The sequence below is a fragment of the Actinoalloteichus caeruleus genome (assembly GCF_049311605.1).
Lineage (GTDB): Bacteria > Actinomycetota > Actinomycetes > Mycobacteriales > Pseudonocardiaceae > Actinoalloteichus_B > Actinoalloteichus_B caeruleus.
On sequence record NZ_CP186005.1, the window covers coordinates 4,339,031 to 4,364,097 of the forward strand.

General features: G+C 71.8%; 25 protein-coding genes. 6 read left to right on the forward strand and 19 right to left on the reverse strand.

Features of this window, described 5'->3' with window-relative positions; genetic code table 11:
* Positions 1–8: 8 nt before the first annotated feature.
* Complete coding sequence (locus ACOJVX_RS17415) at positions 9–1,370, reverse strand: DNA cytosine methyltransferase (RefSeq protein ID WP_418153542.1); 1,362 nt, start codon at positions 1,368–1,370, stop codon at positions 9–11.
* Positions 1,371–1,452: 82 nt separating this feature from the next.
* Between ACOJVX_RS17415 and ACOJVX_RS17420 the strand changes: the two genes are divergently transcribed.
* Positions 1,453–2,325, forward strand: a complete 873-nt coding sequence (locus ACOJVX_RS17420) for an Eco29kI family restriction endonuclease (RefSeq protein WP_211257290.1) — start codon at positions 1,453–1,455, stop codon at positions 2,323–2,325.
* A 226-nt stretch (positions 2,326–2,551) separates the two neighbouring features.
* Here ACOJVX_RS17420 and ACOJVX_RS17425 read toward each other — a convergent pair whose 3' ends face one another.
* Positions 2,552–3,316 (reverse strand): hypothetical protein, encoded by a 765-nt coding sequence (locus ACOJVX_RS17425; protein ID WP_026420075.1) that lies wholly within the window; start codon positions 3,314–3,316, stop codon positions 2,552–2,554.
* Positions 3,317–3,443: 127 nt separating this feature from the next.
* Between ACOJVX_RS17425 and ACOJVX_RS17430 the strand changes: the two genes are divergently transcribed.
* The 4 genes from ACOJVX_RS17430 to ACOJVX_RS17445 all read left to right on the forward strand — a co-directional run bounded on the left by ACOJVX_RS17430 (position 3,444) and on the right by ACOJVX_RS17445 (position 5,926).
* A complete protein-coding gene (locus ACOJVX_RS17430; RefSeq protein ID WP_026420074.1) occupies positions 3,444–3,998 on the forward strand; it encodes a GNAT family N-acetyltransferase in 555 nt (184 codons plus the stop codon).
* Positions 3,999–4,277: 279 nt separating this feature from the next.
* A complete protein-coding gene (locus ACOJVX_RS17435; protein ID WP_418153539.1) occupies positions 4,278–4,985 on the forward strand; it encodes an HAD family hydrolase in 708 nt (235 codons plus the stop codon).
* A 168-nt stretch (positions 4,986–5,153) separates the two neighbouring features.
* On the forward strand, positions 5,154–5,327 hold the full coding sequence (locus ACOJVX_RS17440; RefSeq protein ID WP_155886229.1) for a hypothetical protein: 174 nt from the start codon (positions 5,154–5,156) through the stop codon (positions 5,325–5,327).
* Between the two features lie 134 nt (positions 5,328–5,461).
* Positions 5,462–5,926, forward strand: coding sequence for a DUF2690 domain-containing protein (locus ACOJVX_RS17445; protein ID WP_026420071.1), 465 nt, complete (start codon positions 5,462–5,464; stop codon positions 5,924–5,926).
* A 226-nt stretch (positions 5,927–6,152) separates the two neighbouring features.
* Here ACOJVX_RS17445 and ACOJVX_RS17450 read toward each other — a convergent pair whose 3' ends face one another.
* The 5 genes from ACOJVX_RS17450 to dctA all read right to left on the reverse strand — a co-directional run bounded on the left by ACOJVX_RS17450 (position 6,153) and on the right by dctA (position 11,182).
* Positions 6,153–6,773, reverse strand: a complete 621-nt coding sequence (locus tag ACOJVX_RS17450) for a hypothetical protein (protein ID WP_026420070.1) — start codon at positions 6,771–6,773, stop codon at positions 6,153–6,155.
* A 16-nt stretch (positions 6,774–6,789) separates the two neighbouring features.
* Positions 6,790–8,208, reverse strand: a complete 1,419-nt coding sequence (gene der / locus ACOJVX_RS17455) for a ribosome biogenesis GTPase Der (RefSeq protein WP_026420069.1) — start codon at positions 8,206–8,208, stop codon at positions 6,790–6,792.
* Positions 8,189–8,944, reverse strand: coding sequence for a lysophospholipid acyltransferase family protein (locus tag ACOJVX_RS17460; protein ID WP_245588912.1), 756 nt, complete (start codon positions 8,942–8,944; stop codon positions 8,189–8,191). Before ACOJVX_RS17460 ends, der begins: the two co-directional genes overlap by 20 nt.
* Entirely contained in the window at positions 8,941–9,669 is a 729-nt protein-coding gene (gene cmk / locus ACOJVX_RS17465; protein WP_026420068.1) for a (d)CMP kinase, read from the reverse strand. The genes ACOJVX_RS17460 and cmk overlap by 4 nt, the downstream gene beginning before the upstream one ends.
* Before the next feature lie 106 nt (positions 9,670–9,775).
* Positions 9,776–11,182, reverse strand: coding sequence for a C4-dicarboxylate transporter DctA (gene dctA / locus ACOJVX_RS17470; RefSeq protein WP_035274813.1), 1,407 nt, complete (start codon positions 11,180–11,182; stop codon positions 9,776–9,778).
* Positions 11,183–11,479: 297 nt separating this feature from the next.
* On the opposite strand from dctA, the gene ACOJVX_RS17475 reads away from it, so the two are divergent.
* Entirely contained in the window at positions 11,480–12,451 is a 972-nt protein-coding gene (locus ACOJVX_RS17475; protein WP_337661846.1) for a TAXI family TRAP transporter solute-binding subunit, read from the forward strand.
* Between the two features lie 613 nt (positions 12,452–13,064).
* Here ACOJVX_RS17475 and ACOJVX_RS17480 read toward each other — a convergent pair.
* The 12 genes from ACOJVX_RS17480 to ACOJVX_RS17535 form a co-directional block, all read right to left on the reverse strand.
* Positions 13,065–14,528, reverse strand: a complete 1,464-nt coding sequence (locus ACOJVX_RS17480; RefSeq protein ID WP_422646931.1) for a HAMP domain-containing sensor histidine kinase — start codon at positions 14,526–14,528, stop codon at positions 13,065–13,067.
* An 11-nt stretch (positions 14,529–14,539) separates the two neighbouring features.
* Positions 14,540–15,217 carry a response regulator transcription factor gene (locus ACOJVX_RS17485; protein WP_016699564.1) on the reverse strand — a complete coding sequence of 226 codons (678 nt, stop codon included), beginning with the start codon at positions 15,215–15,217 and terminating at the stop codon, positions 14,540–14,542.
* Between the two features lie 40 nt (positions 15,218–15,257).
* Entirely contained in the window at positions 15,258–16,298 is a 1,041-nt protein-coding gene (lgt, locus tag ACOJVX_RS17490) for a prolipoprotein diacylglyceryl transferase (protein WP_245588911.1), read from the reverse strand.
* A gap of 362 nt (positions 16,299–16,660) precedes the next feature.
* On the reverse strand, positions 16,661–17,458 hold the full coding sequence (gene trpA / locus ACOJVX_RS17495) for a tryptophan synthase subunit alpha (protein ID WP_422646932.1): 798 nt from the start codon (positions 17,456–17,458) through the stop codon (positions 16,661–16,663).
* Positions 17,458–18,735 (reverse strand): tryptophan synthase subunit beta, encoded by a 1,278-nt coding sequence (trpB, locus tag ACOJVX_RS17500; RefSeq protein ID WP_422646933.1) that lies wholly within the window; start codon positions 18,733–18,735, stop codon positions 17,458–17,460. The genes trpA and trpB overlap by 1 nt, the downstream gene beginning before the upstream one ends.
* Positions 18,736–18,773: 38 nt before the next feature.
* On the reverse strand, positions 18,774–19,583 hold the full coding sequence (gene trpC, locus ACOJVX_RS17505; RefSeq protein ID WP_026420065.1) for an indole-3-glycerol phosphate synthase TrpC: 810 nt from the start codon (positions 19,581–19,583) through the stop codon (positions 18,774–18,776).
* A 119-nt stretch (positions 19,584–19,702) separates the two neighbouring features.
* Complete coding sequence (locus ACOJVX_RS17510; protein WP_026420064.1) at positions 19,703–20,386, reverse strand: Trp biosynthesis-associated membrane protein; 684 nt, start codon at positions 20,384–20,386, stop codon at positions 19,703–19,705.
* Positions 20,370–21,998, reverse strand: coding sequence for an anthranilate synthase component I (locus ACOJVX_RS17515; RefSeq protein WP_026420063.1), 1,629 nt, complete (start codon positions 21,996–21,998; stop codon positions 20,370–20,372). The genes ACOJVX_RS17510 and ACOJVX_RS17515 overlap by 17 nt, the downstream gene beginning before the upstream one ends.
* A 68-nt stretch (positions 21,999–22,066) precedes the next feature.
* On the reverse strand, positions 22,067–22,426 hold the full coding sequence (gene hisI, locus ACOJVX_RS17520) for a phosphoribosyl-AMP cyclohydrolase (protein ID WP_418153531.1): 360 nt from the start codon (positions 22,424–22,426) through the stop codon (positions 22,067–22,069).
* A gap of 82 nt (positions 22,427–22,508) precedes the next feature.
* Complete coding sequence (locus ACOJVX_RS17525; RefSeq protein WP_026420061.1) at positions 22,509–22,895, reverse strand: hypothetical protein; 387 nt, start codon at positions 22,893–22,895, stop codon at positions 22,509–22,511.
* Positions 22,892–23,665 (reverse strand): imidazole glycerol phosphate synthase subunit HisF, encoded by a 774-nt coding sequence (hisF, locus tag ACOJVX_RS17530; RefSeq protein WP_026420060.1) that lies wholly within the window; start codon positions 23,663–23,665, stop codon positions 22,892–22,894. The genes ACOJVX_RS17525 and hisF overlap by 4 nt, the downstream gene beginning before the upstream one ends.
* Before the next feature lie 194 nt (positions 23,666–23,859).
* Entirely contained in the window at positions 23,860–25,047 is a 1,188-nt protein-coding gene (locus ACOJVX_RS17535; RefSeq protein WP_026420059.1) for an acyltransferase family protein, read from the reverse strand.
* Positions 25,048–25,067 lie beyond the last annotated feature (20 nt).

The following is a 25,067-nucleotide window of genomic DNA, read 5'->3' on the forward strand; positions in this document are numbered from 1 at the left end:
GTCACCGCCTAGTGCCCGACCATTTCAAGAGCCTCAGCTACCTTGTTCGCGATGAACTCGGCGAGCACCACTGGAACCGCGTTGCCGAGTTGACGCATCTTCTCACCCCGCGGTCCCGCCCCCTGCCACTCGTCAGGGAAGGTCATGACGCGTGCCGCTTCACGGACCGTCATGTAGCGATGTAGCCTGCGCCACCCGTCTGGCGAACCCACTTCCTGCTTACGTTCGTCCAGGAGAACGACCGACTCTCCTCCCGGAACACCGTGAACCCCCGCTTTGACAGTCTTCGCGGGCCGGTCCAGCTCGTTCGGGGTGTGCCCCTTGTAGATGCGCGCGTTGGGCCACCCCACATGGTCGGTGATGCTACCGCCTTGCTCGGTCTTCCTGTCCAACTTTTCCAGGTCTATCGCTGGAAGGGAAGGAAGATAAGTTCCAGTACCGTAGCCTCTCACAGCGTCGCGCAACGTCCTCCACGGCAGTACACCAAGTTCATCATTCTTGTCCTCTGACTCAAGACCCCGAGGAAGACGAGAAATGACCTCTTCCCGAACATATCCAGGTACATCACCGTGACGCTTCCAGTAAGATCCCCCCTTGAGCATGGTTCGATGCAAGGCCTCTTCACTAAACGGAGCCTTCTGCACCTCCGCAACAAATCGATCCACATCGACGCCAAGATCCCGCCGAAAGGCGACAATGATAACACGATGACGAATTTGCGGGACACCGTAGTCTGCCGCATTCACGGGAATATGTCGGACCGCGTATTTCTCGTCCAGCCCTCCACCTCCCCCAGCCTCAATCAGCGTACGCAACCTATCATTATGATCCTCCCATCTAACGATGGATCCACGCCCAACAGCCGGCAACGAAAGCTCGCGCTTTATGTACTCAAAGTATTCACGAAAGGACTTCCGCAGCAGTCCGCGAACATTTTCGCAAATTACGACCTTGGGGCGTATCTCGCGAACTGCCTTGAACATGGCGGGAAACATGTTTCGCCTGTCCTCGTCACCCTTCGCCGCACCACCGGCACTAAACGGCTGACACGGCGGCCCGCCCGCAAGAACGTCCACCCGCCCCCTAAAAGCACTGAAATCGAGATCTCGAACGTCACCAGGATAGAGCGGAGCCGGCTCCCCACGCCCGGGAGGAATCGGACGGGTGTCCATGACACGTCGCACCCCTTCGGAACCCAGGATGCGCGGCGCGCTCGCCTCGAGGGTCTCACAAGCACGCTTGTCGAACTCGTTGAACAGCAGAGACCGGAACCCCGCGCGATGAACCCCCATCGCCAGACCACCACCACCCGCGAACAGCTCCACACTGGAGCGGCCACCTTCTACAGCGGGTACTTGCTGCTCAGACATGCCAAAATCGTACCGCGGCCTTACTGCGAAGGATGAACCGGCCCAGAACTTCCAACCCATCGTGTCGCTCGGATCACGTAAGGTGCGCACTGCGAGGAGAGCAGAAGGGACCGACAAGGTGACACCAAGCCCCCCTAGAAGCGTTCACTTCAGTGATTTTCGACTCAGCATCACGAAGGCACTCGGGGACCAGCTCGCCGAATCATTGGACAAGCTCACGCCAGCTCCGCTCACAACTGAGAACCTGGACTGCGTCGAGAGGACAGCAGGCGTCTACCAGCTCTACCACCGCGAGGAGCTCGTCTACGTCGGCAAGGCCGACCAACCGCTTCCCAGCAGGATCCACCAGCACCTCCGAAAAGTGTCAGGTCGGCGAAACATATCCCTACAGGACATGAAGTTCACCTGCCTCTACGTCGCCGAAGATTTTTCGGCACTCGCACCGGAAAGACTACTCATCAAGACACACCGCAAAAATGGACTGGCCATCTGGAATAACAACGGATTTGGAAACAAAGACCCAGGAAAAAGGCGCGACGAAACCCTGGTCAAGGAGAACCATTTTGACGCACTATACCCCATTGACGTGGACCGGAAAATCTCTGGGCTACCCTCAGGGAAAGTTGAAGTAGGCGAATTACTGATCGAAGCGAGCAAGAGAATCCCATACACGTTCCGCTACGACAAGAAAGGACACAGCAAGAGTTTTCGCGGCATAGTGGACAGCTCGGACACGCTATCCATCGATCAAGTTTTCAGGCTGACCACAGCGGCACTCCCCGAGGACTGGCAGATTACCATCCTTCCAGGTCGCGCCATCATGTACCCCGAACCTCGAATTTACCCCAGCGCTTTGAGCTATTATCGGCGAGGGGCCGCAACCGAGGTCACCCCTCAGTACGGAGAGGCGGGACTGATCACCGAAGAGAGCGAAGACGATACGAACAGTTCTTGACACTTCGCCACGCTACGCAATACCTATTACGCGTGGACCACTGGTTCCTCACCACGCGCTGAGGATGAGCGAAACTCGCTAGGCGAGCTAACGTTCATGGCGAAACACCGCTCACCTCAGCCCCAATGGCCGGCCCGTTGTGGTTGAGCGGAGGCGAAGCCCTCGACTCAATATCCTTCCGTCCAAGGAGTGTCGCGTCGTCACACCCGCCCGTGGACTCCGTCGCTCAGAAGTAGGCGTGCACCGTGTAGCCGTAGTGGCTGACCATCCTGCCCACCCGAACGGGGTGCGCCACCGGGAGCGGTTCTCCGCGCAGCGGCGGGATGCGCACGGTGTCCCAGTGGGGCTGGGCGTCCTCGCCCAGCTCGGCCAGTTCGATGCGCTCGTCCTCCTCACCGGCCTGGAAGGTCATCAGCGTGGTTCCGGCCAGCGACCCGTAGGTGTGGAAGAAGCGGTCGCAGGCCCACCTGAGCTCGTCGGGGTCGGTCACCACGAGTTGTTCCACGTAGCTGACCGCTCCGCTCCCGGTGTCGACCTCGACGAGGTACCAGCTGTAGCGGGACTGGCGCAGCTCGTCGGCCGACGGCTCCTCGTCGCTGGCGGCGGCGCGCAACGCCGCCAGCCCTGCGGAGGCCGCCGGGTCGGCGACGTTGACGTCCAGCACCCGGTCGTAGAGGGCGAGGGCCTCGCTCCGCCGACGTTCGACACCGTCCCGCGCCGACTCCTCCCCCAGGGTCAGGTCGGTCTCGTGGATGGCGTCGATCTGCTGCACGAGGCGACTGGCCAGCAGGTTCGTGGTCACGCTGTCACCCGGGCGTTCCCGCAGCGCGGCCCGCAGCCACCGTTCGCTGGGCCACAGGTCCTCGACGTCGTCCGCGTCGGAGAGCGCGGGACGCACGCACAGCAGCCGCCCCAGTTCGGCCGCGGCCCCGGCGTCCCCGGACTCGGCCTCGGCGCGCAGCGCGACAACTCTCTGCTCGATGTCCGCCATGACCCAGCACGCTACCGGCCGGAAAACGCCCCCGACGGGCGGACACTCCCGCCGGCGATCATGTCCTCCCGCCGCGCGCCCGGAAACTCGGTGGTCGCGGAGCCCCTCCCTGCCTACGGTGGCGGTCATGACGGACGTGGTGCGCACCGACCGCCTCCTCCTCAAACCCTACGTGCGGGAGGACGAGGAGAGCTTCGTCCGGCTCTTCCAGGACGAGGAGGTCGTTCGGTACGTGGGCGACGGCCTCCAGACCGAGGCGGCGGACCGCGCGCTGTTCCACCGCGTCCTCACCGACGTGTACCCGACTCGCCGGTTCGACGTCTGGGCGGTCTGGCTCGACGGTGCGCACGTCGGCCACGCCGAGCTCAAGCCCTGCTCGCGCGCGGAGGGCCACGAACTGATCTACGCGCTCGCCCGTGCGGTCTGGGGGCGGGGTCTGGGCCGGGAGCTCGTCGGCGGGCTGCTGCGGCAGGCCTTCGCGGTACGCCGCCTCCCCGAACTGCACGCCACCGTCGACGTCCTGAACACCCGATCGCTGGTCGTGCTGGCCGCCGCGGGCTTCGAGGCCGTCCGGGACTTCACCGAGGAGGGTGGTGGGATCACCCGGCTGCTCACCGTGCGCCGGGGTCGGATCCCCGAGCAGGCGCCCCCGGAGGACGCTCCCCTGCCCGCGGGGCCGTGAGGCGGGGCCGTCCGCCCGACGGTGGCGGGCTCGACCTCCGGTGGGAGCGGCCAGCGCCTCGCCGGCCGCGCTGACTGGGGCTGACCGGCGGGGACCGGCACCGGGAATCGTCGCCGGCGCGGCGGTGACCTCGTCCCGAGCGGGGCCAGCGCCCCGGGCGGGCGCGGCCGGGAACGGCGCGCGGGTTGCCGGGACGGGCGTCCCGGAGCACCCGTGATGTTCCGTGCGGGGCGACTCGGGTGGGGACGCGAGCCCGACCGGCCTGCGAGACTGGTGGTCATGACGACCGCCGAGGACACCCGCCTCGTCCTGTGGGACATCGACCACACGCTGATCGAGAACCGGGGCTTCGGCCGGCTGGTGTACGAGCGGATCTTCCCGCGGGTGGTGGGACGGCCGCTGCGCGCCCTGGCCGACGTGCACGGTCGCACCGAGTTGGACATCATCCACGACACCCTCGCCCTGCACGGGCTGGAGCCCACCGAGGACCTGGTCGCCCGGCTGTCCGCCGCGCGCACCGCCGCCTACCGGGAGGGGGAGGGGGAACTCGCGGCACTCGGCTGGGCGCTGCCCGGGGCGGAGGCGGCCCTGCGGTCGTTGGCGGCCGACCCCCGCGTCCACCAGAGCGTGCTGACCGGCAACACCCTGGAGGTCGCCGAGGTGAAACTGCGTGCCTTCGGCCTCGACGGCCTCCTGGACCTGGCCAGCGGCGCCTACGGCGACGACGCGCACGACCGGGCGGAGCTGGTGGGGATCGCCCGCCGCCGCCACCGGGCGGTCACGGGTCGCACCGCCACCGAGGAGACCTCGGTGCTGGTCGGTGACACCCCGCACGACGTGCTCGCGGGGCTGCGGGGCGGAGCCAGGGTGGTCGGGGTGGCGACCGGCGTCTACTCGGTCGCCGACCTGCGGGACGCGGGGGCCATGCGAGTGCTGGCGAACCTGGAGGACCTGGCCCTGGTGCGGGAGGCGATCCTGACGGCCTGAGCGCCGTCGGCCGGAGCCCGCGGGCGGCGGGGTGCGCTGGCGGGTTCGGTGGGGGTTGGGGGCGGCGGGGTCCCGACTGCCGAGGGGAACGCTCGCCCAGCACGGGGGCGGGACGGCCGTCGGGGGCGGCACCCACCTCCCGGTCCGGGCGGACCGCTGGTGGCCTCGGTGACCGAGCCCGTCACGCTGACCAGCGCCTCGGAGTGCGTCGTTCCGCCGACCCAGCGCGGGGACGACACCGAACGGTGGATAGTCGGGGAGCCCGCTCCCGTCTACCGTGGGAGCGGTCAACGGCGCGCCGACCTCGTGCTGTCCTCCCCCAGCCGCCGGTCGCATCCGTGACGAGGTTCGGCCAGTCCACGCTCCGCGCCGGCGGATCACCGCGCCCGCCGCTGGGCGCCGGCTGGCGGAACACGCATCGAGTCGCTCCGCTTCCCCGCGTGGTCGCGTGGGGACCGCTCGTCGGGAGGATCCACATGCGATTCCGCATCCGCCGCCAGGCACTCGTGATCGCCGTCGCCGTGGTCGCCGTCCTGCTCACCCCCACCGCCCAGGCCAACGTCGTGGACCCGCCGCCCGGTGCCCTCGGGATGTCCGCTCCCGCCTGCTCCGAGGAGGACTGCCTCGGGCAGGACCCGCTGGTCACCCGGTGCGCCTCCGATGCCTACACCCCGAAGAACGGGTGGCGGGACCTCGCCGGCGGCGGGTATCTCGAACACCGGTACAGCCCCCGCTGCCACGCCTCGTGGACGCGGGTCTCCCGGTCGACCAACGGAGACGTGATCAGCGTGGAGAACACCCAGGAGCGGCGGCACGGGGCCACCATCGCGACGTCGGGGGTGACCGAGTGGACGGGCATGGTGCCCAACCGGTGGGGGCTGGACGAGGCGCGGGCCTGCGCGTTCTCCCGCCAGGTGCCGACCTGCACGGACTGGTACTGATCCACCTCCGGCACGGTCGGCGGCGCGGCGCATCCGTCCATGCCTGGTGGTTCGAGGTCCGGCCGCCGTACCCGACGGGCGCCCACCCGCCGCGCCTCGGGCCGCGGGCTGAACCGGCGACGGGCCGGCCGGTGGGCCGGAACCACGTGGGGAGGGCTCCCGGCCGGAGGTCACGCTTCCGGTGCCCTCGGGCAGGGAGCTCGCGCTCCGCCGGCCCGGCGGGCGGTCAGGGGGCGAGCAGCACGCTGGTCGTGGCCGCGGCGAAGAGCACCACCGCGAGGAACAGCGCACTCCGCCACGGCACGTCCACGGTTCGGGTGAGCGGCCGCTCGGGACGGCCTCTGGCCGCCTTCCTGGCCTGTTCGGCGGCCTCGGCGACCGCGTTCTGGAGGCGTCGGCCGCTCAGGCTGCTGGCCATCGAGTAGGCCGTGATCGTCGGTTTGACCACGCTGCCGTCGCGCAGCCGCACCGCGACGTCATCCGCCGCGTCGACGGCCCGGACCTCGGACCACGGTATCCAGTACCGGACCAGCGAGTTCACCACCAGCAGGCCCCGCTCCCGCACCTCGACCCGGTTCTTGGCCCCCAGGACCAGCACCAGCAGGACGGCCAGCGCGACCACACCGGCGAAGGCGAAGACGTCGGCGACCGGCAGGTTGGGGGAGATCAGCGAGAGCAGGCCCCACAGCCCGAGCAGTACGGCGAAGGCCGCCGCCAGCCAGGACACCAGGGCGGTGCTCCACCGCCAGAACACGGCGATCCTCCTGCCAGCGGCCTCGTCGTGCCGGGACCCGCGGATGGTCCACTCCGCGAACGCGCGCAGCGCCGAGCCGGGTTCCGACGCCATCGGGCCACTCCTCTCCTCAGCCCTTGTTGCGCTGCTTGCGCTCCCGCACCCGAACCGACAGCCGAACGGGGCTTCCGGAGAACCCGAAGGTCTCCCGGAGCTTGCGTTCCAGGAACCGCCGGTAGCCGGCCTCCAGGAAACCCGTCGTGAAGAGCACGATCGTCGGCGGCCGCGTCTGCGCCTGGGTGGCGAAGAGGACCTTGGGCTGCCGGCCACCTCGAACGGGTGGCGGAGTGGCGGCGATGATCTCGTTCAACCACGCGTTGAGCTGGCCGGTGGGCACCCGGGTGTCCCAGGACTCCAGCGCCCGGTCCAGCACGGGGGCGAACTTGCCGACGGCGCGTCCCGTCCTGGCGGAGATGTTCAGCCGCTCCGCCCACGGGACCCGGACCAGGCCCCGGTCCAGCTCGCGCTCCAGCTGGTGGCGCCGGTCGTCGTCGACGAGGTCCCACTTGTTGAACGCGAGCACCAGGGCTCGGCCCGCCTCCACGATCTGCGTGATGACCCGCAGGTCCTGCTCGGTCACCGGTTCGCTGGCGTCGAGCAGGACGATGACGACCTCGGCCGCGTCGATGGCGGCCTTGGTCCGCAGCGACGCGTAGTACTCGGTCCCGCTCGCGGTGTTGACCCGTTTGCGGAGGCCGGCGGTGTCGACGAAACGCCAGGGGCGTCCCTCGATCTCGATCAGTTCGTCGACCGGGTCGACCGTGGTCCCGGCGACCGAGTCGACGACCACCCGCTGTTCCCCGGCGAGCCGGTTGAGCAGGCTCGACTTGCCCACGTTGGGCTTGCCGACGAGGGCCACCCGCCGGGGGCCGCCGGGCTGCCCTCCGAAGGTGTCCCGGGGGGTGGTGGGCAGGGCCTCCAGGATCGCGTCGAGCAGGTCGCCGGATCCCCGGCCGTGCAGGGCGCTGACCGGGAACGGTTCGCCGAGTCCGAGCCCCCACAGGGCCGCGACCTCGGCCATCGCCCGCTCGCTGTCGACTTTGTTCGCCGCCACCAGCACGGGCCGCTTGGAGCGCCGCAGCACCTTGGCCACGGCGTCGTCGGTCCCCGTCGCCCCGACGGTGGCGTCCACCACCAGGAGGATGGCGTCCGCGGTGCTCATGGCCAGTTCGGCCTGGGCGGCGACGGCCGCCTGGAGCCCGCTGGCGTCCGGTTCCCACCCGCCGGTGTCGACGACGGTGAAGCGGCGGCCGTTCCACAGCGCGTCGTAGGCGACGCGGTCCCGGGTCACACCCGGCGTGTCCTGCACGACGGCCTCGCGTCGCCCGAGGATGCGGTTGACAAGGGTGGACTTGCCGACATTGGGTCGCCCCACGACGGCCAGCACGGGTTGCGGCAGCGCTGACCCCTGGTCAGCGCTCTCGTCTCCGGCTTCCGCCGAGAGGTCCCAGTCGGCCTCGTCGGTCCAGCTACCGTCCAGGCCGGTCACGTTCGTTCTCCTCTGCTGCTGTCGGGGTGCCCCCCTCGCCCGCTCCGGCCCGCGGCCGCGGTCGCCGGCGGTCGAGTTCCCGCACCAGGCCCGCCAGTTCCTCGCGTACCCGTTCGGTGGCGGCGGTCAACCCCGCGCGCCCACGAGCGTCGGGCAAGGTTAGGGGCTGTCCGAACAATACGTGCACGGTCGGCCGCGGCCTACGCCCGGATCCTGCTTCGCGGCGGGTTCCGCGCAGGGCGACCGGCAGCACGACCGCGCCGCTCGACCGCGCGAGCCACGCGGCGCCGTGGTGGGCGTTGTCCACCGCTCCCGCGCCCCGCGTGCCCTCCGGGAACACGCCGACGACGCCACCGGCCCGCAGGCGGCGGACCGCCGTCAGCAGCACCTCCCGATCGGTCTGACCCCGGCGGACCGGCAGCTGGCCCAGCCTGCGGAGCAGCGCGCCCAGCGGCCCCCGGAACATCGACTCCTTGACGAGGAACACCGACGGGCGGGCGAGGAGACCGAACAACAGGGGGCCATCGGCGAAGGACGTGTGGTTGGCCACGACCACGACCGGCCCGCTGGCGGGTAACCGGTCCTCACCGTTGACGAGGATGCGGTAGCCGATTCCGCCACCGAGGCGGCCCACCCACCGTCCGGCGCGGTACCAGCCGGCCGAGCCGCCCTCCGGCACCCCGTCTCCCGGACCGTCCCCCAGCGCCGACCAGCGCTGCCACGGGCGCCGGTTCACCGCGTGCCCCCGGTGGCGGTGTCGGCCAGCAGCTCACGCTGTTCCACCAGTTCCCGCAACCGGGAGAGCACCCCGCTGACGTCCAGGTCAGAGGTGTCGACCTCCACCGCGTCCGGGGCGGCCCGCAGCGGAGCGACGGCGCGCGTGGAGTCGAGGGTGTCCCGCCGTTCCACGTCGGCCTGGGTGGCGGTGAGCGTGGCCCGCCGCCCCGCGGCGCTGTCCTGGACGCTCCGACGGCGGGCCCGGACCTCGACGCTCGCGGTCAGGAACACCTTCAACCCGGCGTCGGGGACGACCTCGGTACCGATGTCCCTGCCCTCCACGACGACGCCACCGACGGTGCTCAGCGCCTCGCGGATCAGGGAGCGCTGGTGTCCCACCAGCCTCGTGCGCACCGTGGGCACCGCGGACACCGCGGAGACGGCGCCGGTGACCTCCGGGCCACGGATCTCGGCGCTGACGTCCTCGCCGTCGAGGGCCACCGTGGGGTGGCTCGGGTCGGTCCCCACCCGCAGGTCGGCCGCCGTCACGACCTCGGTGACGGCCGCCGGGTCGTCCAGGGGGGCCTCAGCCCGCAGGACGGCCAGGGTGGCCGCCCGGTACATGGCCCCCGTGTCCAGGTAGCGGGCGGTGTAGCCGACCGCCAGTTGACGGGCCACCGTCGACTTCCCGGTGCCGGATGGCCCGTCCAGCGCCACCACGCCGCGCAGTTGCCCGCTGTCCACTCGTGCTCCTCATCGCCGTCACCGACCCGTGTTGGTCGGCCCCCATTCTGCCCGCCCGCCGGGGGTGGCCGTCAGGGCTCCGCACGGGTCGGCGACGGCGGGCGCGTCAGGAGGACGCGCTGGTCGAGGCCGGCTCCTTCCGGTCGGCCGCCCCGGAGCCCTCCTCGCTCCGATGGCCGCCCTCGGCGTCGAGCTTCATCAGCTCGTCCATGTCCACGAGCTTGGGGTTGTCGAGCACCTTCGCGAGTCGCTCGCGGTCCAGATCACCCTGCCAGCGGGCGATGGCGAGGGTCCCGATGCCGTTGCCGGTGAGGTTGGTCAACGCGCGCCCCTCGGACATGAACCGGTCGATGCCCACGATCAGTGCGATGCCGACCAGCGGGATGACGTCGTCGAAGGCCTGGAGGGAGGCGGCCAGGGTGATCAGGCCAGCACCGCTGACGCCGGCGGCACCGTTGCTGGAGACGAGCATGAACAGCAGGATCGCGATCTGCGTCCAGACGGAGACCTCGTTGCCGGTGGCCTGGGCGATGAACATCGCGCCCATGGTCATGTAGACGGCGGTGCCGTCGAGGTTGAAGGAGTAGCCGGTGGGGATGGTCAGGCCGACCACCGACTTCTTCGCGCCGGCTGCCTCCAGCTTGACCAGCATCCTGGGCAGCACCGACTCGCTGGAGGAGGTGCCGAGCACGATCAGCAGCTCGTCCTTGATCAGGCGGATGTACTTGAGGAGGCTGAAGCCGGCCAGGCGGCAGACCGTGCCGAGCACGAGGAAGACGAACAGGACGCAGGTCAGGTAGAAGCTGAGCATGAAGTAGGCCAGGCTGCCCAGGATCTGCTCGCCGTAGCGGCCGATGGTGAAGGCCATGCCACCGAAGGCGCCGATGGGGGCGGCCCACATCACGATCTTGATGATGCCGAAGAACACCCGCGAGGTGGTGTCGAGCGCGCGGATCACCGGCTCGGCGCGGGTACCCAGCATGGACAGCGCGACCGCGACGAGGATGGCCAGGACCAGGACCTGGATGAGCTGGCCGTCGACGAACGCGGAGAAGAACGAGTCCGGCACCATGCTGAGGAGGAAGGAGGTGAAGCCCTCCGCCTCGGTCGCCGCGGCGGCGTCGAGGGTGCTCTGGGCGGCCGACTCGTCGAGTTCCATGTCGAGCCCGGCGCCCGGCCTCAGCAGGTTGATGGTCACCAGGCCGATGCCCAGGGCGAACACCGTGGTGATGTTGAAGTACAGCACCGTCTTCAGCGCCAGGCCGCCCGCCTTGGCGAGGTTGCCGAGGCTGGCGATCCCGACGACCACCGTGCAGAAGATGGTGGGCGCGATGACGACCTTGACCAGCTTGATGAAGAAGTCGGCGAGCCACTTCATCTCGGACGCCTGCGCGGGGAAGGCGATCCCGACTCCGACGCCGAGGGCGATCGCGATCAGCACCCAGAAGTAGAGGTGGTGGTAGATGCGCTTCTTCTTCGGCTTGGTGGGGGCGTTCGCCGCAGTGCCCGCCACGGCGGTATCCACTGCCGACGACATCGCGTCGTCAGGCGATGCCCCCTCTTTCCTCTTCCTGTCGTCGGCAGACACGAATCCTCCTTGATCTGTCGTCCGGGACAAGGAGTGATCCTGAGCACAGGGGTAACACCAGGCAAGAAACGCACACGAAACTTCAGATTCGCTTGACATAACGCGCACACCAGGTGATGGAGTGGTCGCTCCTGGTGTCGCTCGCCCACGGAGTGGTCGTCGTGCGTGCCTGAGCGTGTTCGCCGGCACCGTGTGCCCCGCCGAACGGGTTAACCTGCCGTGGTGCCCAGGAACCAGCCTCGCTCCGCGGCGCCGTCGCTGTCCCGTCGTTCCCTGCTCCGCCTCGGCGCGGTCGGCGGAACGGCGTTGACCCTGGGCCTCCCTGGGTGCTCCGCCGGCGGCCGTGGGTTCCCTCCCCGGCTGGTCCTGGCGACCGGACCGGAAGGTGCCGTGTTCCGGGAGATCGGCGGGGCGCTGGCGGAGGCGTTGGACCAGCGGATGCCGGACACCGATGTGGAGGCGTTGCCGAGCAGCGCGAGCGTGGACAACCTCTCGCTGTTGTCCTCCGACGACGCGCAGCTCGCGTTGTGCAGCCTGGACGCGGTGGTGGGAGCCGAAGGCCGCCCCGCGGACTCGGTCTCGGCGATCGGCCGGCTCTACGACAGCTTCCTCCAGCTGGCGGTGCTGAACGGGTCGCCGGTGCGGAACCTGTCCGATCTGGCGGGCCTGCGGGTCTCGATCGGGGCGTCCGGTTCCGGCACCGAGTTCATCGTGACCCGACTGCTCGACCTCACGGGGGTCGAGGTGGAGAAGCTCCCACTCCCCCAGGCGATGTCCGCCGCCTCCCTCGCGGGTGGGGAGATCGACGCCGCCTTCACCCTCACCGGCATCCCCACCCCGGCTCTCACCACCCTCGCCGGGGTCGCCCCCTTCCGCCTGGTGCCCCTGGACGAGGAGGCCGACCGGATGGCCGACGCCCACCGTGGCGCCTACATCCCGGCGACGGTCCCCGCCACCACCTACCACCGGGTGCCGCCCTGTCCGACGGTGGCCGTACCGAACGTGCTCCTGGTCAGGAACGACGTCGCGGACCAGGTGGCCACCCTGGTCACCGAGGTGGTGTTCACCGAGTCGGGCCGGATCGCGGCCAACCGCCCCGAGGCGGCGCGGATCAACGTGCGCACCGGGATCGCCACCGGTCCCGTGCCCCTGCACCCGGGGGCGCGGGACTGGTTCGAGGACGCCAAGCGGTGAGGGCGGCCGGCGGGCTGCCGGTCGGTGCGCCCGAGTGGTGGCCGTCGACGCCGGCAGGCGCCCAGCGGGAGCCAGCACCGGCGGGAGCCCCGAGGCCCCCTCCCGGCAGGCGCGGGAGGGAGTTCGACCGCCCGCTCGGCCGGAGACGCGCCGGCCGGGGTTCGACGGGTGCCGTCCACTCGCTGACCCCCGGTCCCACGACTCCCGGGTGGTCCGCCGCCCAGCCGAGCACGACGACGTCGGGGCGGCCCTGGACGGGCACGGTCACGGCATCAGGGCTTCCCGCGCGGCGGCGTGGACGGTGGGAAGGACGAGCGCGCCCCCGCCAGCGGCCCCGGGGTGCGGGGACGTCGCCGGCCGACGCCCCTGCCCGCCCGGGCCCGGTGGGTCGGCACACCCGCCCCGCCGTTCCTCGACCCCGGTCGCCGGCGAGCCCCACCCGGGTCGTCGCAGCGGGGGCGGGTGGGTACCGTCCGACGCGGCGGGTGCCTGGCCCCGTGGTTCCCGCACATTCGACACCGTCCCGGCGCCCGAACATCCTGGGCGACCCCGACGGCTCGGCCCGCGCCCGGCGACGCGGGCCGGGGTCCCCCACGCGCTCCGGCCGGCGACGTCAGGGCGTCCCGCCAGCCACCTCCCCTTCGACGGACCCGGCGGGCGCGCGCAGCGTGACCACCGCCGCCAGCCCGTGCTCGCCGGCGGGGCGCAGCTCGAACCTTCCCCCCGCCGCCGTGACCAGCTCGTGGCAGATCGCCAGGCCCAGCCCGGTCCCGGCGACGTTCTGGTGCCGGGGGGAACGCCAGAAGCGGTTCAGGGCGGCCGTCCGTTCGGCCTCGTCGAGACCCGTCCCGTCGTCGGTGACCTCCAGCCGCACCCATTCCGTGCCGGAGGCCGGAGTGGCCACCTCCTCCGAGCTGAGGTCGGCCAGCTCGGTCGGCTCCCGCACCCGGCGGGCCCGAACCGTCACCCAACTCGCGCCCGAGAGCCGAACCGCGTTGCCCACGAGTTCGTCGAGGACACCGCCCAACCCGCCGGGAGGCTCCAGGGCACCGAGGCCCCGCCCCGGGTCGACCTCCAGGCGGATGCCAGCCTGCCTCGCCTGCACCCGCCACCCGGGCTCATGGGTCGCGAAGAGGTCGTCGAGGGCCACCGGCTCGGCGTCGGTGGCGCTGTCGAGCCGGGTCGCGGCCAACATCGCGTCCAGCAGGCGCCCGAGGGCGGCCGCCTCGTCGACGGCGACCCGCTGCGCCTCCCTGGCGTCGTCGTCCCGCAGGTGCGGTTCCAGGTTCTCGACGGCCAGCCGCAGGCTGGCCAGCGGGTTGCGCATCTGGTGGGAGGCGTCGGAGACGAAGGCCCGCTGCCGTTCCAACGCGGTCCCCACCACGCCGACCATCGTGTTGAACGACGCGGCCAACCGCCGCAGTTCGGGCGGGCCGGTCACCTCGTCGGCGCGGGTGTCCAGGCGTCCCCGCGCGACGGCCGCCGTGGCCTCGTCGAGCTGGCGCACCGGTCGCAGCACCCAGCGGGAGATGGGCCAGGCCGCCAGGACCAGCCCCCCGAGGGGAACCAGCCCGACCAGCCCGAGCAGCAGCCACTGCCAGCCGATCTCCGCCCGCAACCCGCCCGTCGGGGAGGCCATCGCCACCACGGCGACCACCTCGCTGTCCCGGCCGACCGGTTCCACGACGTGCAGGGGTCGCGCCTGCCACGGCCAGAGGAGGGCGGGTGGCTCCGGTCGGTACCCGGCGAACGCCTGCCGCAGCTGCCCCGACAGGTCGTCCCCGTCGATCTCGTCGGCCGCCGGCCACGCGTCCCTGGACGAGAGCAGCACCTCACCGCCGGGTGCGAGGACCGCCACGGGGATGCCGTACAGGTCGTCGTAGCGGGCGATCTCGTCCCGCAGGGCCTCGACCCGGCCGGAGGACAGGGCGCTCTCGGCGAGCGAGGCGAACCGGCCGACATCGCTGAGGCGGTCCAGGTACACCTCCTGGGTCACCCGTTGGGCCACCACCGCGCCCAGGGGCACCCCGAGAGCGGCCATCAGCACGACCAGCAGCGGGACCAGGACGGCCAGCAACCGGCGCAGCACTAGTCGGCCCGCCCGCCGGGTGAGAGCCGGTACCCGATCCCCCGGACGGTGTCGATGCGCGCGGCGTCCCCGAGCTTCGCCCGCAACGAGGCGATGTGGGTGTCCAGGGTCCGGGAGGACGTCTCCCAGGCCGCCTGCCACACCTGGTCGAGGATGTGCACCCGGCTCACGACGGCTCCCGCCTGCGCCACCAGGAGGGCGAGCAGGTCGAACTCCTTGCGGGTGAGCGGCAGCGGGCCGGTGGGGGTGCTGGCCACCCGGGTCGCCGGGTCGAGGACGAGATCGCCGGCGCGCAGCGGCGCGGCGGGCGCGGAGTGCGCCCGCGCGGCGCGGGTCCGCCGCAGCACCGCCTCGATGCGCGCGAGCAGCTCCGCCGTCCCGAAGGGTTTGACCACGTAGTCGTCCGCGCCGGTCCGCAGGCCCCGAACCCGGTCGCGTTCCTCGCCGCGCGCGGTCACCGCGATGACCGCGACGCCGGGCCGCTCCCGGAGTCGGCGCAGCACGTCGATCCCGTCACCGTCGGGCAGTCCGAGGTCGAGCAGCACGACGTCGGACTCCGGCGCGGCGAGCGCCGCGGCGGCCGTACCGACCCGGTTCACCTCGTAGCCTGCGTGGCGCAACGCCACGGTCAACCCGCCCGCGACCCGGTCGTCGTCCTCGACGAGGAGGATTCGCATGACTGGGGATCGTAAGGCTCCGACGGCACGGCGCCGCTTCTCAGCTGGTCCCGTCTCCGTCCGAGCGGTCCGTTCCGCCGGCCGGGCGACGGGGTTGGCGGGGTTCGGTACCGGCGGGGCGGGCCGGGGTGCGAGGAGTGGCCGCGGTGTCCCCGTCCGCCGGGGCGTCCCCGGCTCCGGCCGGGACGTCCCCGTCGTCGTCGGTCCGGGTGACGGCCAACACCGACGGGTCCTCCCGTCCCTTGGGGGCGACGAGCAGGTAGACCAGGGCACCGAGGAAGACCAGCGCCGCGACGTAGACGTTGACCCGCACCCCGAGGATCTCGGTTGCCTGGTCGGTCCGCATCAGCTCGATCCAGAACCGGCCCAGCGTGTAACCGGCGACGTAGAGGGCGAACACCCGGCCGTGGCCGAGGCGGAACCGGCGGTCGGCCCAGACGATCACGAGGGCGACGAGCACGTTCCACAGCAGCTCGTAGAGGAACGTGGGGTGGACGACCGCGATCGGGGTGTGGTCGATGGCCACTCCGTTCAGCGGGTCGTTCAGCCCGGTCGCCGGGTTCACCCGCTGGTAGATCTCCAGCCCCCACGGCAGGTCGGTCGGTCCACCGTAGAGCTCCTGGTTGAACCAGTTGCCGACGCGTCCGACGGCCTGCGCCACGATGATGCCCGGGGCGATGGCGTCCGCGACCACCGGCAGCGGTATCCCCCGCCGCCGGCAGGCGATCCACGCCCCGACCCCGCCGAGGGCGATCGCTCCCCAGATGCCCAGGCCCCCGTTCCAGATCGCCAGCGCGTCGAGCGGGTTGCGGCCGGGGCCGAAGTACTGGTGGTAGTCGGTGATCACGTGGTAGAGGCGGCCGCCGATCAGCCCGAACGGGACGGCCCACACCGCGATGTCGAGCACGGTGCCCTTCTCCGCGCCCCGGGCGACGAGCCGCCGGTCGCCCCACCACAGTGCGATGAGGATGCCGGCGAGGATGCACAGCGCATAGGCGCGGAGCGATATCGGGCCGAGGTGCCACACACCCTGGTCCGGGCTCGGGATGTTCGCCAGGAACACGGTTGCCGTAGTGCTCACCGGACCACACTAACCGTCCACGTGTCCCCGGCGTCCGGCGGTGTGGTCGCGATCGCGCTGGCAGCGGGCGGTCCGGACGCGCGGTGGTCGGGGTGGCCGCGCAAGATCCCTCGGGAGCACCTCGGGTGCCGCCGTTCGGGTGATGGCGGGCCGCCGCCAGCGGCCCGCGACGGGTCGGGCGAGGCCGCCCCCGAACGGACTCCACCGATGTCGTCGCCGCCGGCGGGCGCGCGGGTCCGTCGCGGCTGGTGGCGGCACCGGGCTGGTCGGGCGGCCGACGCCCCCGGTCAGCGGAGGGGCGGGGCTCGTCCCCGGCCGGTGGGCGCGGTCCTCCCGTGACGGGCCGCCGGGCAGCCGGCCGGTCAGCTGACCTGGCCCCGGACCCCGGCGGCGAGCTCCTCGGCCAGCGACCGGACCTCCGACCGGGCCCGCTCCTGGTCACCGCCGGCGCGCGCCACGAAGGCCGAGCCCACGATCACCGCGTCGGCGAAACCGGCGATCTCGGCCGCCTGCGCCCCCGACCGGACACCCAGCCCCACGCCGACCGGCAGGTCGGTGTGCTGCCGGGTGCGGCGGACGAGACCGGGAGCGTCGGAACCCACCTGGTCCCTGGCCCCGGTCACCCCCATGACGGCGGTCGCGTACACGAAACCCCGGCTCGCCTTCGTCGTCATGGCGATCCGCTGTTCGGTGGAGGACGGCGACACCAGGAAGATCCGGTCGAGGTCGTGGGCGTCGGAGGCCGACAGCCACGGCTCCGCCTCGTCCGGGATCAGATCGGGGGTGATCACGCCGAGCCCCCCGGCGGCCGCGAGGTCGCGGGCGAAGGCGTCCACGCCGTAGCGGTGCACCGGGTTCCAGTAGGTCATGACCACGGCGCGACCACCGGCGGTGGCGACCGACTCGACGAGCGAGAACACGTCCCGCAGCCGGAACCCGGCCCGCAGCGCGGTGTCGGCCGCGGACTGGATGGTCGGCCCGTCCATCACCGGGTCCGAGTACGGCACACCGATCTCGACCAGGTCACAGCCACCCGCGACCATCTCGCCCAGCAGGGCGGCGGAGTCCGCCACGGTCGGGTAACCGGCGGGCAGGTAGCCCACGAGAGCGGCCCGCCGCTCGGCCAGGCAGGAGGCGAACAGGGAATCCAACCGCCCCATCAGGCGTCCTCTCCGGGAAGCAGCCCGAACCACCGGGCCGCGGTGTCCACGTCCTTGTCGCCCCGACCGGAGAGGTTGACCAGGACCACGGCGTCCTCGCCGAGCTCACGGCCGAGGGTCAACGCCCCGGCCAGGGCGTGCGCGGACTCGATCGCCGGGATGATGCCCTCGGTGCGGCACAGCAGCTGGAAGGCGTCCATCGCCTCCGCGTCGGTCACGGGCCGGTACTCGGCCCGCCCGGTGTCCTTCAACCAGGAATGTTCCGGCCCGACACCGGGGTAGTCGAGACCGGCGGAGATGCTGTGCGTCTCCTGGGTCTGGCCGTCCTCGTCCTGGAGGAGGTAGGACATGGCGCCGTGCAGCGCGCCGGGCGAACCGGCGGTCAGGGTGGCGCCGTGCCGCCCGGTCTCCAGGCCCTCCCCACCGGGTTCCAGGCCCACCAATCGCACGCCCGGGTCGTCGAGGAACGCGTGGAACGCGCCGATGGCGTTGGAACCGCCCCCCACGCAGGCGGCGACGGCGTCCGGCAGCCGACCGACCCGGTCCAGGACCTGCGTCCGCGCCTCCAGTCCGATCACCCGGTGGAAGTCACGCACCATCACGGGGAAGGGGTGGGGTCCGGCGACGGTACCCAGCAGGTAGTGGGTGTCGGCGACGTTGGTGACCCAGTCCCGCATCGCCTCGTTGATGGCGTCCTTGAGGGTGGCCGACCCCGTCCGCACGGGGATGACCTCCGCCCCGAGCAGGCGCATCCTGGCGACGTTGAGCGCCTGCCGCCGGGTGTCGACCTCGCCCATGTACACCGTGCAGTCGAGACCGAACAGGGCGCAGGCGGTGGCGGTGGCCACGCCGTGTTGCCCGGCGCCGGTCTCGGCGATCACCCGGGTCTTGCCCATCCGCCGGGTGAGCAGGGCCTGCCCCAACACGTTGTTGATCTTGTGGGAGCCGGTGTGGTTGAGGTCCTCCCGCTTGAGGAGGATCCGGGCCCCACCGGCGTGCTCACCGAACCGGGGCGCGTCGGTGAGCGGCGACGGCCGCCCCGTGTAGTCACGGAGCAGTCGGCGCAACTCGTCGACGAAGGCCGGGTCGACCCGGGCCTTCTCGTACTCCGCATGCAGCTCGTCGAGGGCCGCGACCAGGGCCTCGGGGACGAACCGGCCGCCGTAGGGGCCGAAGCGCCCGCGCTCGTCGGGGTCGTGCCCGCTGGGGAGGGTGCTCGCGGGAGGGGCCGCGTCCGTGGTCCGCGCCGCTCCGTCGTCTCCGCTCACGTCACCCACCGTCCGTCCGTCTCCTGCTCCCTGGTGCGCGCCCGCCATCAGCGGCTGGGGCGGGGGCACGCCGGATGGGAACCGGCCGTCACCAGCTGGGTGACCGCCGCCCTCGGGTCACCGCTGACGACCAGGCCCTCACCCACGAGCACGGCGTCCGCGCCCGCGCCCGCGTAGGCCATCAGGTCGCTGGGGCCGCGCACCCCGGACTCGGCGACCTTGAGCACGTCGGCCGGCATGCCCGGCGCGATCCGCCCGAACACCTCGCGGTTGACCTCCAGGGTGTGCAGGTCGCGCGCGTTGATGCCCACCAGGCTGGCCCCGGCCTCCAGCGCGCGGTCCGCCTCCTCGGCGGTGTGCACCTCCACCAACGCCATCATGCCCAACGACTCGACCCGGTCCAGCAACGCGGACAGGGTGTTCTGGTCCAGGGCGGCGACGATCAGCAGCACGATGTCCGCGCCGTGCGCCCTGGCCTCGTGCACCTGGTAGGTGCTGACGATGAAGTCCTTCCGCAGCAGAGGGACGTCCACCGCCGCCCGGACGGCGTCGAAGTCCTCCAGCGATCCGCCGAAACGTCGCCGCTCGGTCAGGACGCTGATCGCCCTGGCCCCCGCCGCCGCGTAGGAGCTGGCCAGCTCCGCCGGGTCGGCGATCTCGGCGAGCTCACCCTTGGAGGGGCTGCGCCGCTTGACCTCGGCGATGACCCCCACACCCGGGGCCAGCATCGCGGACTTGACGTCCTTGGGAGGCGCGACCTCCAGGGACCGCCTCTTGATCTCCTCGAAGGGGACCGCGGACTCGCGTTCCGCCAGGTCGGCCCGCACCCCGTCGAGGATGGACTCCAGGACGCTCACGAGATCACCTCGTCGCCGTGCCCGTTCGTGCGCTCGATCACGCCCACTCCCCTCGCGCGCCGCTGGTTGTCGAGGATGCTAACTCCGCTCGCGGGCGACCCCCCGCACTGGGTGGACCATCACTCGCGCGCCGCGTCGTGCTGGTCGCGTGCGGTGGTCGGATCGTCACCACTGTCCATCGCCTCCCAGAGTTGGCGGTCGGACGGCGCCGCCGAGCGCCGGTCGGCGGGCGTGCGGTAGCGCCCGCCCAGCACGGGCAGCGCGCCGGAACGCAGGACCAGCGACAGCCCGCTGAGCACCAGGACGACGCCGCCCGCGCCGCCGAGCACCCTGCCCCACGGCGGGCCCCCGTCGCCGGGGTCGGCGACGGACATCGGGTCCACCGGGACGTGACCAGTGTCGCCGACCACACCGACAGCCGCGCCCGGATCGAAGGAACTCACCGACCAGAGGACCCAGATCCCGGCGAGGGCCAGCACGACGCCCACCCCTCGGCGCAGCCAGCCCCGGGTGCCGAGCACGGCCGCCACGGCGGCCAGGGACAGCAGCGCGACCGCGGCCAGTCCACCGACGGCCGCGGAACCCGGGATGTCCCCGGGCAGCCTGGCCTGCCCCGGCCGCCAGTCCGCGACGAAACCCCAGCTGAGCTGGTTGGCGCCCCACAGCAGGAGCGCGGCCGACACGAGGCCGGCCACCAGCGGCCACAGCCGACCGCCGCGCCGGCGGGCGGCGTCCTTGCTCGCGGGAGCCTCCGCCTGGGCGGGCCCCGTTCCCGAACCGCCGGGTTCAGACGCCCGCGACATCCGCCGCCGCCCTCGTCGTCGTCTCGGCACCGCCGTCCGTGCCCTCGCCACCCACGGGTCCCGGTTCGGCCAGGGTCTCGGCCGTGGCGATCGCGGAGAGGACGGCACCGGCCTTGTTCAGGCACTCGTTGTCCTCGGCCTCCGGGTCGGAGTCGGCGACGATACCGCCCCCGGCCTGCACGTAGGCCACGCCCTCCCGGATCAGCGCGGTGCGGATGGCGATGGCGGTGTCGGCGTCGCCGGCGAAGTCCAGGTAGCCCACCACTCCGCCGTACAGCCCCCGGCGCGTCGGCTCCAGCTCCTCGATGAGTTCCATCGCCCTGGGCTTCGGAGCGCCGGACAGGGTCCCGGCGGGGAAGCAGGCGGCGACGGCGTCGAAGGCGGTGCGGCCCTCGGCGAGTTCACCGCGCACGGTGGAGACGATGTGCATGACGTGGCTGTAGCGCTCGATGCGGAAGAAGTCGACGACGTGCACGCTGCCCGGGCGGCACACCCGGCCGAGGTCGTTGCGGCCGAGGTCGACGAGCATGACGTGTTCGGAGCGTTCCTTCTCGTCGGAGAGCAGGTCCTTCTCCAACAGCGCGTCCTCGTCCGGGTCGGCGCCCCGCCACCGGGTGCCGGCGATCGGGTGGGTCGTCGCGTGGCCGTCCCGCACCGTGACCAGCGACTCGGGGCTGGAGCCGACGACGCTGAACGGGCGCTCCACACCGTCCTCGTCGGGCGCGGACAGCCGCAGCAGGTACATGTACGGGCTGGGGTTGGTGGTGCGCAGCACCCGGTAGACGTCGAGGGCGTCGACGTCGGTCTCCACCTCGAACCGCTGGGACACCACGACCTGGAACGCCTCGCCGGCCCGGATCGCCTCCTTCGCGGTCTCCACCGCCGCGAAGTGCTCCTCACGGGACCGGCGGCGCGTGAAACTCGGGCGGGGGCGGCCGAACGCCGAGACCGTCGGCTCGGCCGGGGTGCACAGCAGCCGGGTCATCTCGTCGAGGCGGCGGACGGAGTCGGCGTAGGCGGCGTCGACGTTCTCCGGGCTGTCGTCCCAGTTGACCGCGTTGGCGATGAGGGTCACGGTGCCCTCGTGGTGGTCCAGCGCGGCGAGGTCGGTGGCCAGCAGCATCATCAGCTCGGGCACCTGGAGGTCGTTCTCGGTCAGTTCGGGCAGCCGTTCCAGCCGGCGCACCGCGTCGTAGCCGACGTAGCCGACCATGCCGCCGGTCAGCGGCGGCAGGCCTGGCAGCGGATCGGTACGCAGCAGCTCCACCGCCTCCCGCAGCACCGCCATCGGATCACCCCCACTGGGCAACCCGACCGGTGGGCTCCCGGTCCAGGTGGCCTGGCCGTCGACCACCGTCAACGCGGCGGGGCTGCGCACACCGACGAAGGACCAGCGCGACCAGGACTTGCCGTTCTCGGCCGACTCGAACAGGAAGGTCCCGGGCCGGTTCCTGGCGAGTTTCCGGTAGACGCCGACGGGCGTCTCCCCGTCAGCGAGGAGCTTGCGCACCACCGGGATCACCCGCCGTTGGACCGCGAGCTGCCGGAACTCCTCCCTGGTCGGGCTCACCGAACCAGTACCGCCACCGTGCACGCCAGCCATGCCGGCCATTGTGCCGCCGGACCGGGCCGTCACCCAAACCGGGTTTGGGCTCGGCGAACGCCCTGCCCGCGAGGCGCTCAGCCCGTCTCGGCGGCGAGCAGGAGCCCGTCGTCGAAGCAGGTGGCGCTGCCGGTGTGGCAGGCGGCGCCCGTCTGGTCGACGGTGAGCAGCACGGTGTCGCCGTCGCAGTCCAACCGCACCTCGTGCACGTACTGGGTGTGCCCGGAGGTCTCCCCCTTGACCCAGTACTCCCCCCGGCTCCGGGAGAAGTAGGTGGCGCGCCGGGTGGCGAGGGTGCGTCGGAGGGCCTCGTCGTCCATCCACGCCACCATCAGCACGGCGCCGTCCTCCCGGCGCTGCGCGACCGCGCAGACGAGACCGGCCTCGTTGCGCTTGAGCCGGTCGGCGACGGTGGGATCCAGCCGCGCCGAACTCATCGACGACCTCCACGTTCTCGGTGTTCGCCGCCCTGGAGGGGCGGCGTGGCCGGCGGCGCCCCGGTCGGGGCGGCCCCCGGGATCAGGCCAGTCCGCCGTACCGGCGGGCGGGCCCCGTGTTGAGCAGGACCAGCGTGTAGAAGGCGCTGGCGGCCAGCAGCAGACCGACCACGGTCAGCCACCAGGGTCCGTCGCTCATCGCCAGCAGCAGGTAGAGGAGCCCGGCCAATGTCGCCCCCGCCAGTCCCAGGGCGCGCAGCGACGGGCGGCCGGCGTAGATGCTCACCGAGGCGGCCAGCACCAGCATGGTGATCATGGTGGGCAGCAACATCACGTCGGAGCCGCCCTCGGTCACCAGGCGCACCAGGCCCAGCACCAGGAACAACAGGCCCCCACCGGAGAGGACGCCGATGGCCACCCGCACCTCCAGTGGCGGACCAGCCTCGGTCGAGCGTTCCGCCCGGGTCATCGCACCGTCACCGCGCCTTCGCGCAGCGCGTCCTTGACCTGGCCGATGCGCAGCTCGCCGAAGTGGAAGACGCTGGCGGCGAGGACCGCGTCCGCACCGGCCCGCACCGCCGGGGCGAAGTGCTCCGGGGTCCCCGCGCCGCCACTGGCGATCAGGGGGACCGAGACCTCCCGGCGGACCGCCTCGATCAGTTCGAGGTCGAAGCCCCGTTTCGTGCCGTCGGCGTCCATCGAGTTCAACAGGATCTCCCCCACTCCGAGTCGTTCGCCGGTGGCCGCCCACTCCACCGCGTCCACGCCGGTGCCCCGGCGGCCCCCGTGGGTGGTCACCTCGAACCCCGACGGGGTGGGTGGCTGCCCGGCCGGGACCCGTCGGGCGTCCACCGACAACACGACGCACTGGGCGCCGAACCGGTGGGAGGCCTCCCGCAGGAGCTCGGGGCGGGCGACGGCGGCGGTGTTCAGGCTCACCTTGTCGGCACCGGCACGCAGCAGCCGGTTGACGTCCTCGACGCTGCGCACCCCACCGCCGACCGTCAGGGGGATGAACACCTGCTCGGCGGTCCGGCGCACCACGTCGAAGGTGGTCTCCCGCTCGGAGGAGGAGGCCGTGACGTCGAGGAAGGTGAGTTCGTCCGCGCCTTCGGCGTCGTAGGCGGCCGCGAGCTCCACCGGGTCACCGGCGTCCACGAGGTCGGTGAAGTTGACCCCCTTCACGACCCGTCCCCGGTCCACGTCCAGGCAGGGGATCACGCGTACGGCGACTGACATGCGCCCAGGGTAGAGGCTGCCCCCTCCACGTCCGTCGACCGCCGGTCACCGCGCTCCGGTTCGGGCGGGCAGGGCCCGCGCCCTCCCCCGCCGGCCGGGCCGGCCACCACCTGGCCGAGGGCGCCGCCCCGTCCCGGCCCCCAGGTGGCCGGGCCGGCCAGGACGTCGCCCGTCCGGGGCTCCGGCGCCACGTCCTACCCGGGTCCCGGGGGGCGGGGTGGGATCACGGCGGGGCGCCGTTCGGTGCGATGCCGCATCCAGAACTTCCCGAACAGCGCGATCACCGGGAGGGTGAACAACAGCGGGCCCACCAGGGCCAGCGGGCGGCGGACCCACCACCCGGCGTCTGGCACGATCGCCTCCGGCACCGTGACGCCGAACACCCCCCACGACACCACCAGCCACAGGGCCATCCCGGTCGTGTGGAAGAGGAACAGCGGCAACGCGAACCGGTTGATGACGTCGTTGAACCGTCGCCAGCGCACGCCCTCGAGCACTCCCTCCATCCGGGGGCGGAGGGTCTCCACCACACCCATCTGGAAGACGAGCAGGGCCACGATGACGAAGGTCGGCGGCGCCATGTTCGAGAGCCGGTCGCCGGGGACGCCCACCATCGACCCCGGGTAGAGCCCGGAGAACACGAGCCCCACCAGGGCGAACAGCCCGGCCCACAACAAGGACAGGTCCAGTCGGCGGGAGGCGAGGACGAGGCGCCGGTAGAAGAAACCGGCCTGGTGGGCCAGTCCCCACACCAGCACCATGTTCAGCCAGCCCAGCTCCTCCAGCCCGTAGCGGAACCGGAGGACGTCCACGCACATGGCCAGGCCGCCCAACCAGACGAGGGCGAGCACGTCGAAGCGGCGGTGCAACCAGAGCGCCACGGGGAGCAGGGCGATCAGCATGAGGTAGACGGCGAGGAACCACAGCGGGCTGATGACCATCAGCACCGCCTGGCCGATCCACTGGATGTCGAACAGCGCGCCGAGGACCAGTCCCAGCACGATCCACGTGAGCATCAGCGCGGCACCCGGGACGGCGAGTTGCCTGATCCGGTGCCAGACGAAGCCACCGAGTCCCGAGCCCCGCGCCTTCGCCCGCCGCCAGGACATCATGTGCACGTAGCCGCCGATGTAGAAGAACACCGGCATCACCTGGAGCAGCCAGGTGAAGATCCACAGCCCCGAGGTGAAACCGAGCGGGCTGGTGGCGACGGGGCCGTCGGGAGTCCAGATCAGGATGGTGAACGCCCAGTGCCACAACACCACCACCAGCAGGCTGAGAGCTCGCAGGAGGTCGACGTAGCGGTCCCGCTGGCCGGACGCGGTGAACTGGGATTCGTCCCCCGCGCCCGGAGCCTGCCCCACCCCGTCCGGCCCGACCATCGCTACCCTCTCCCCAGGTT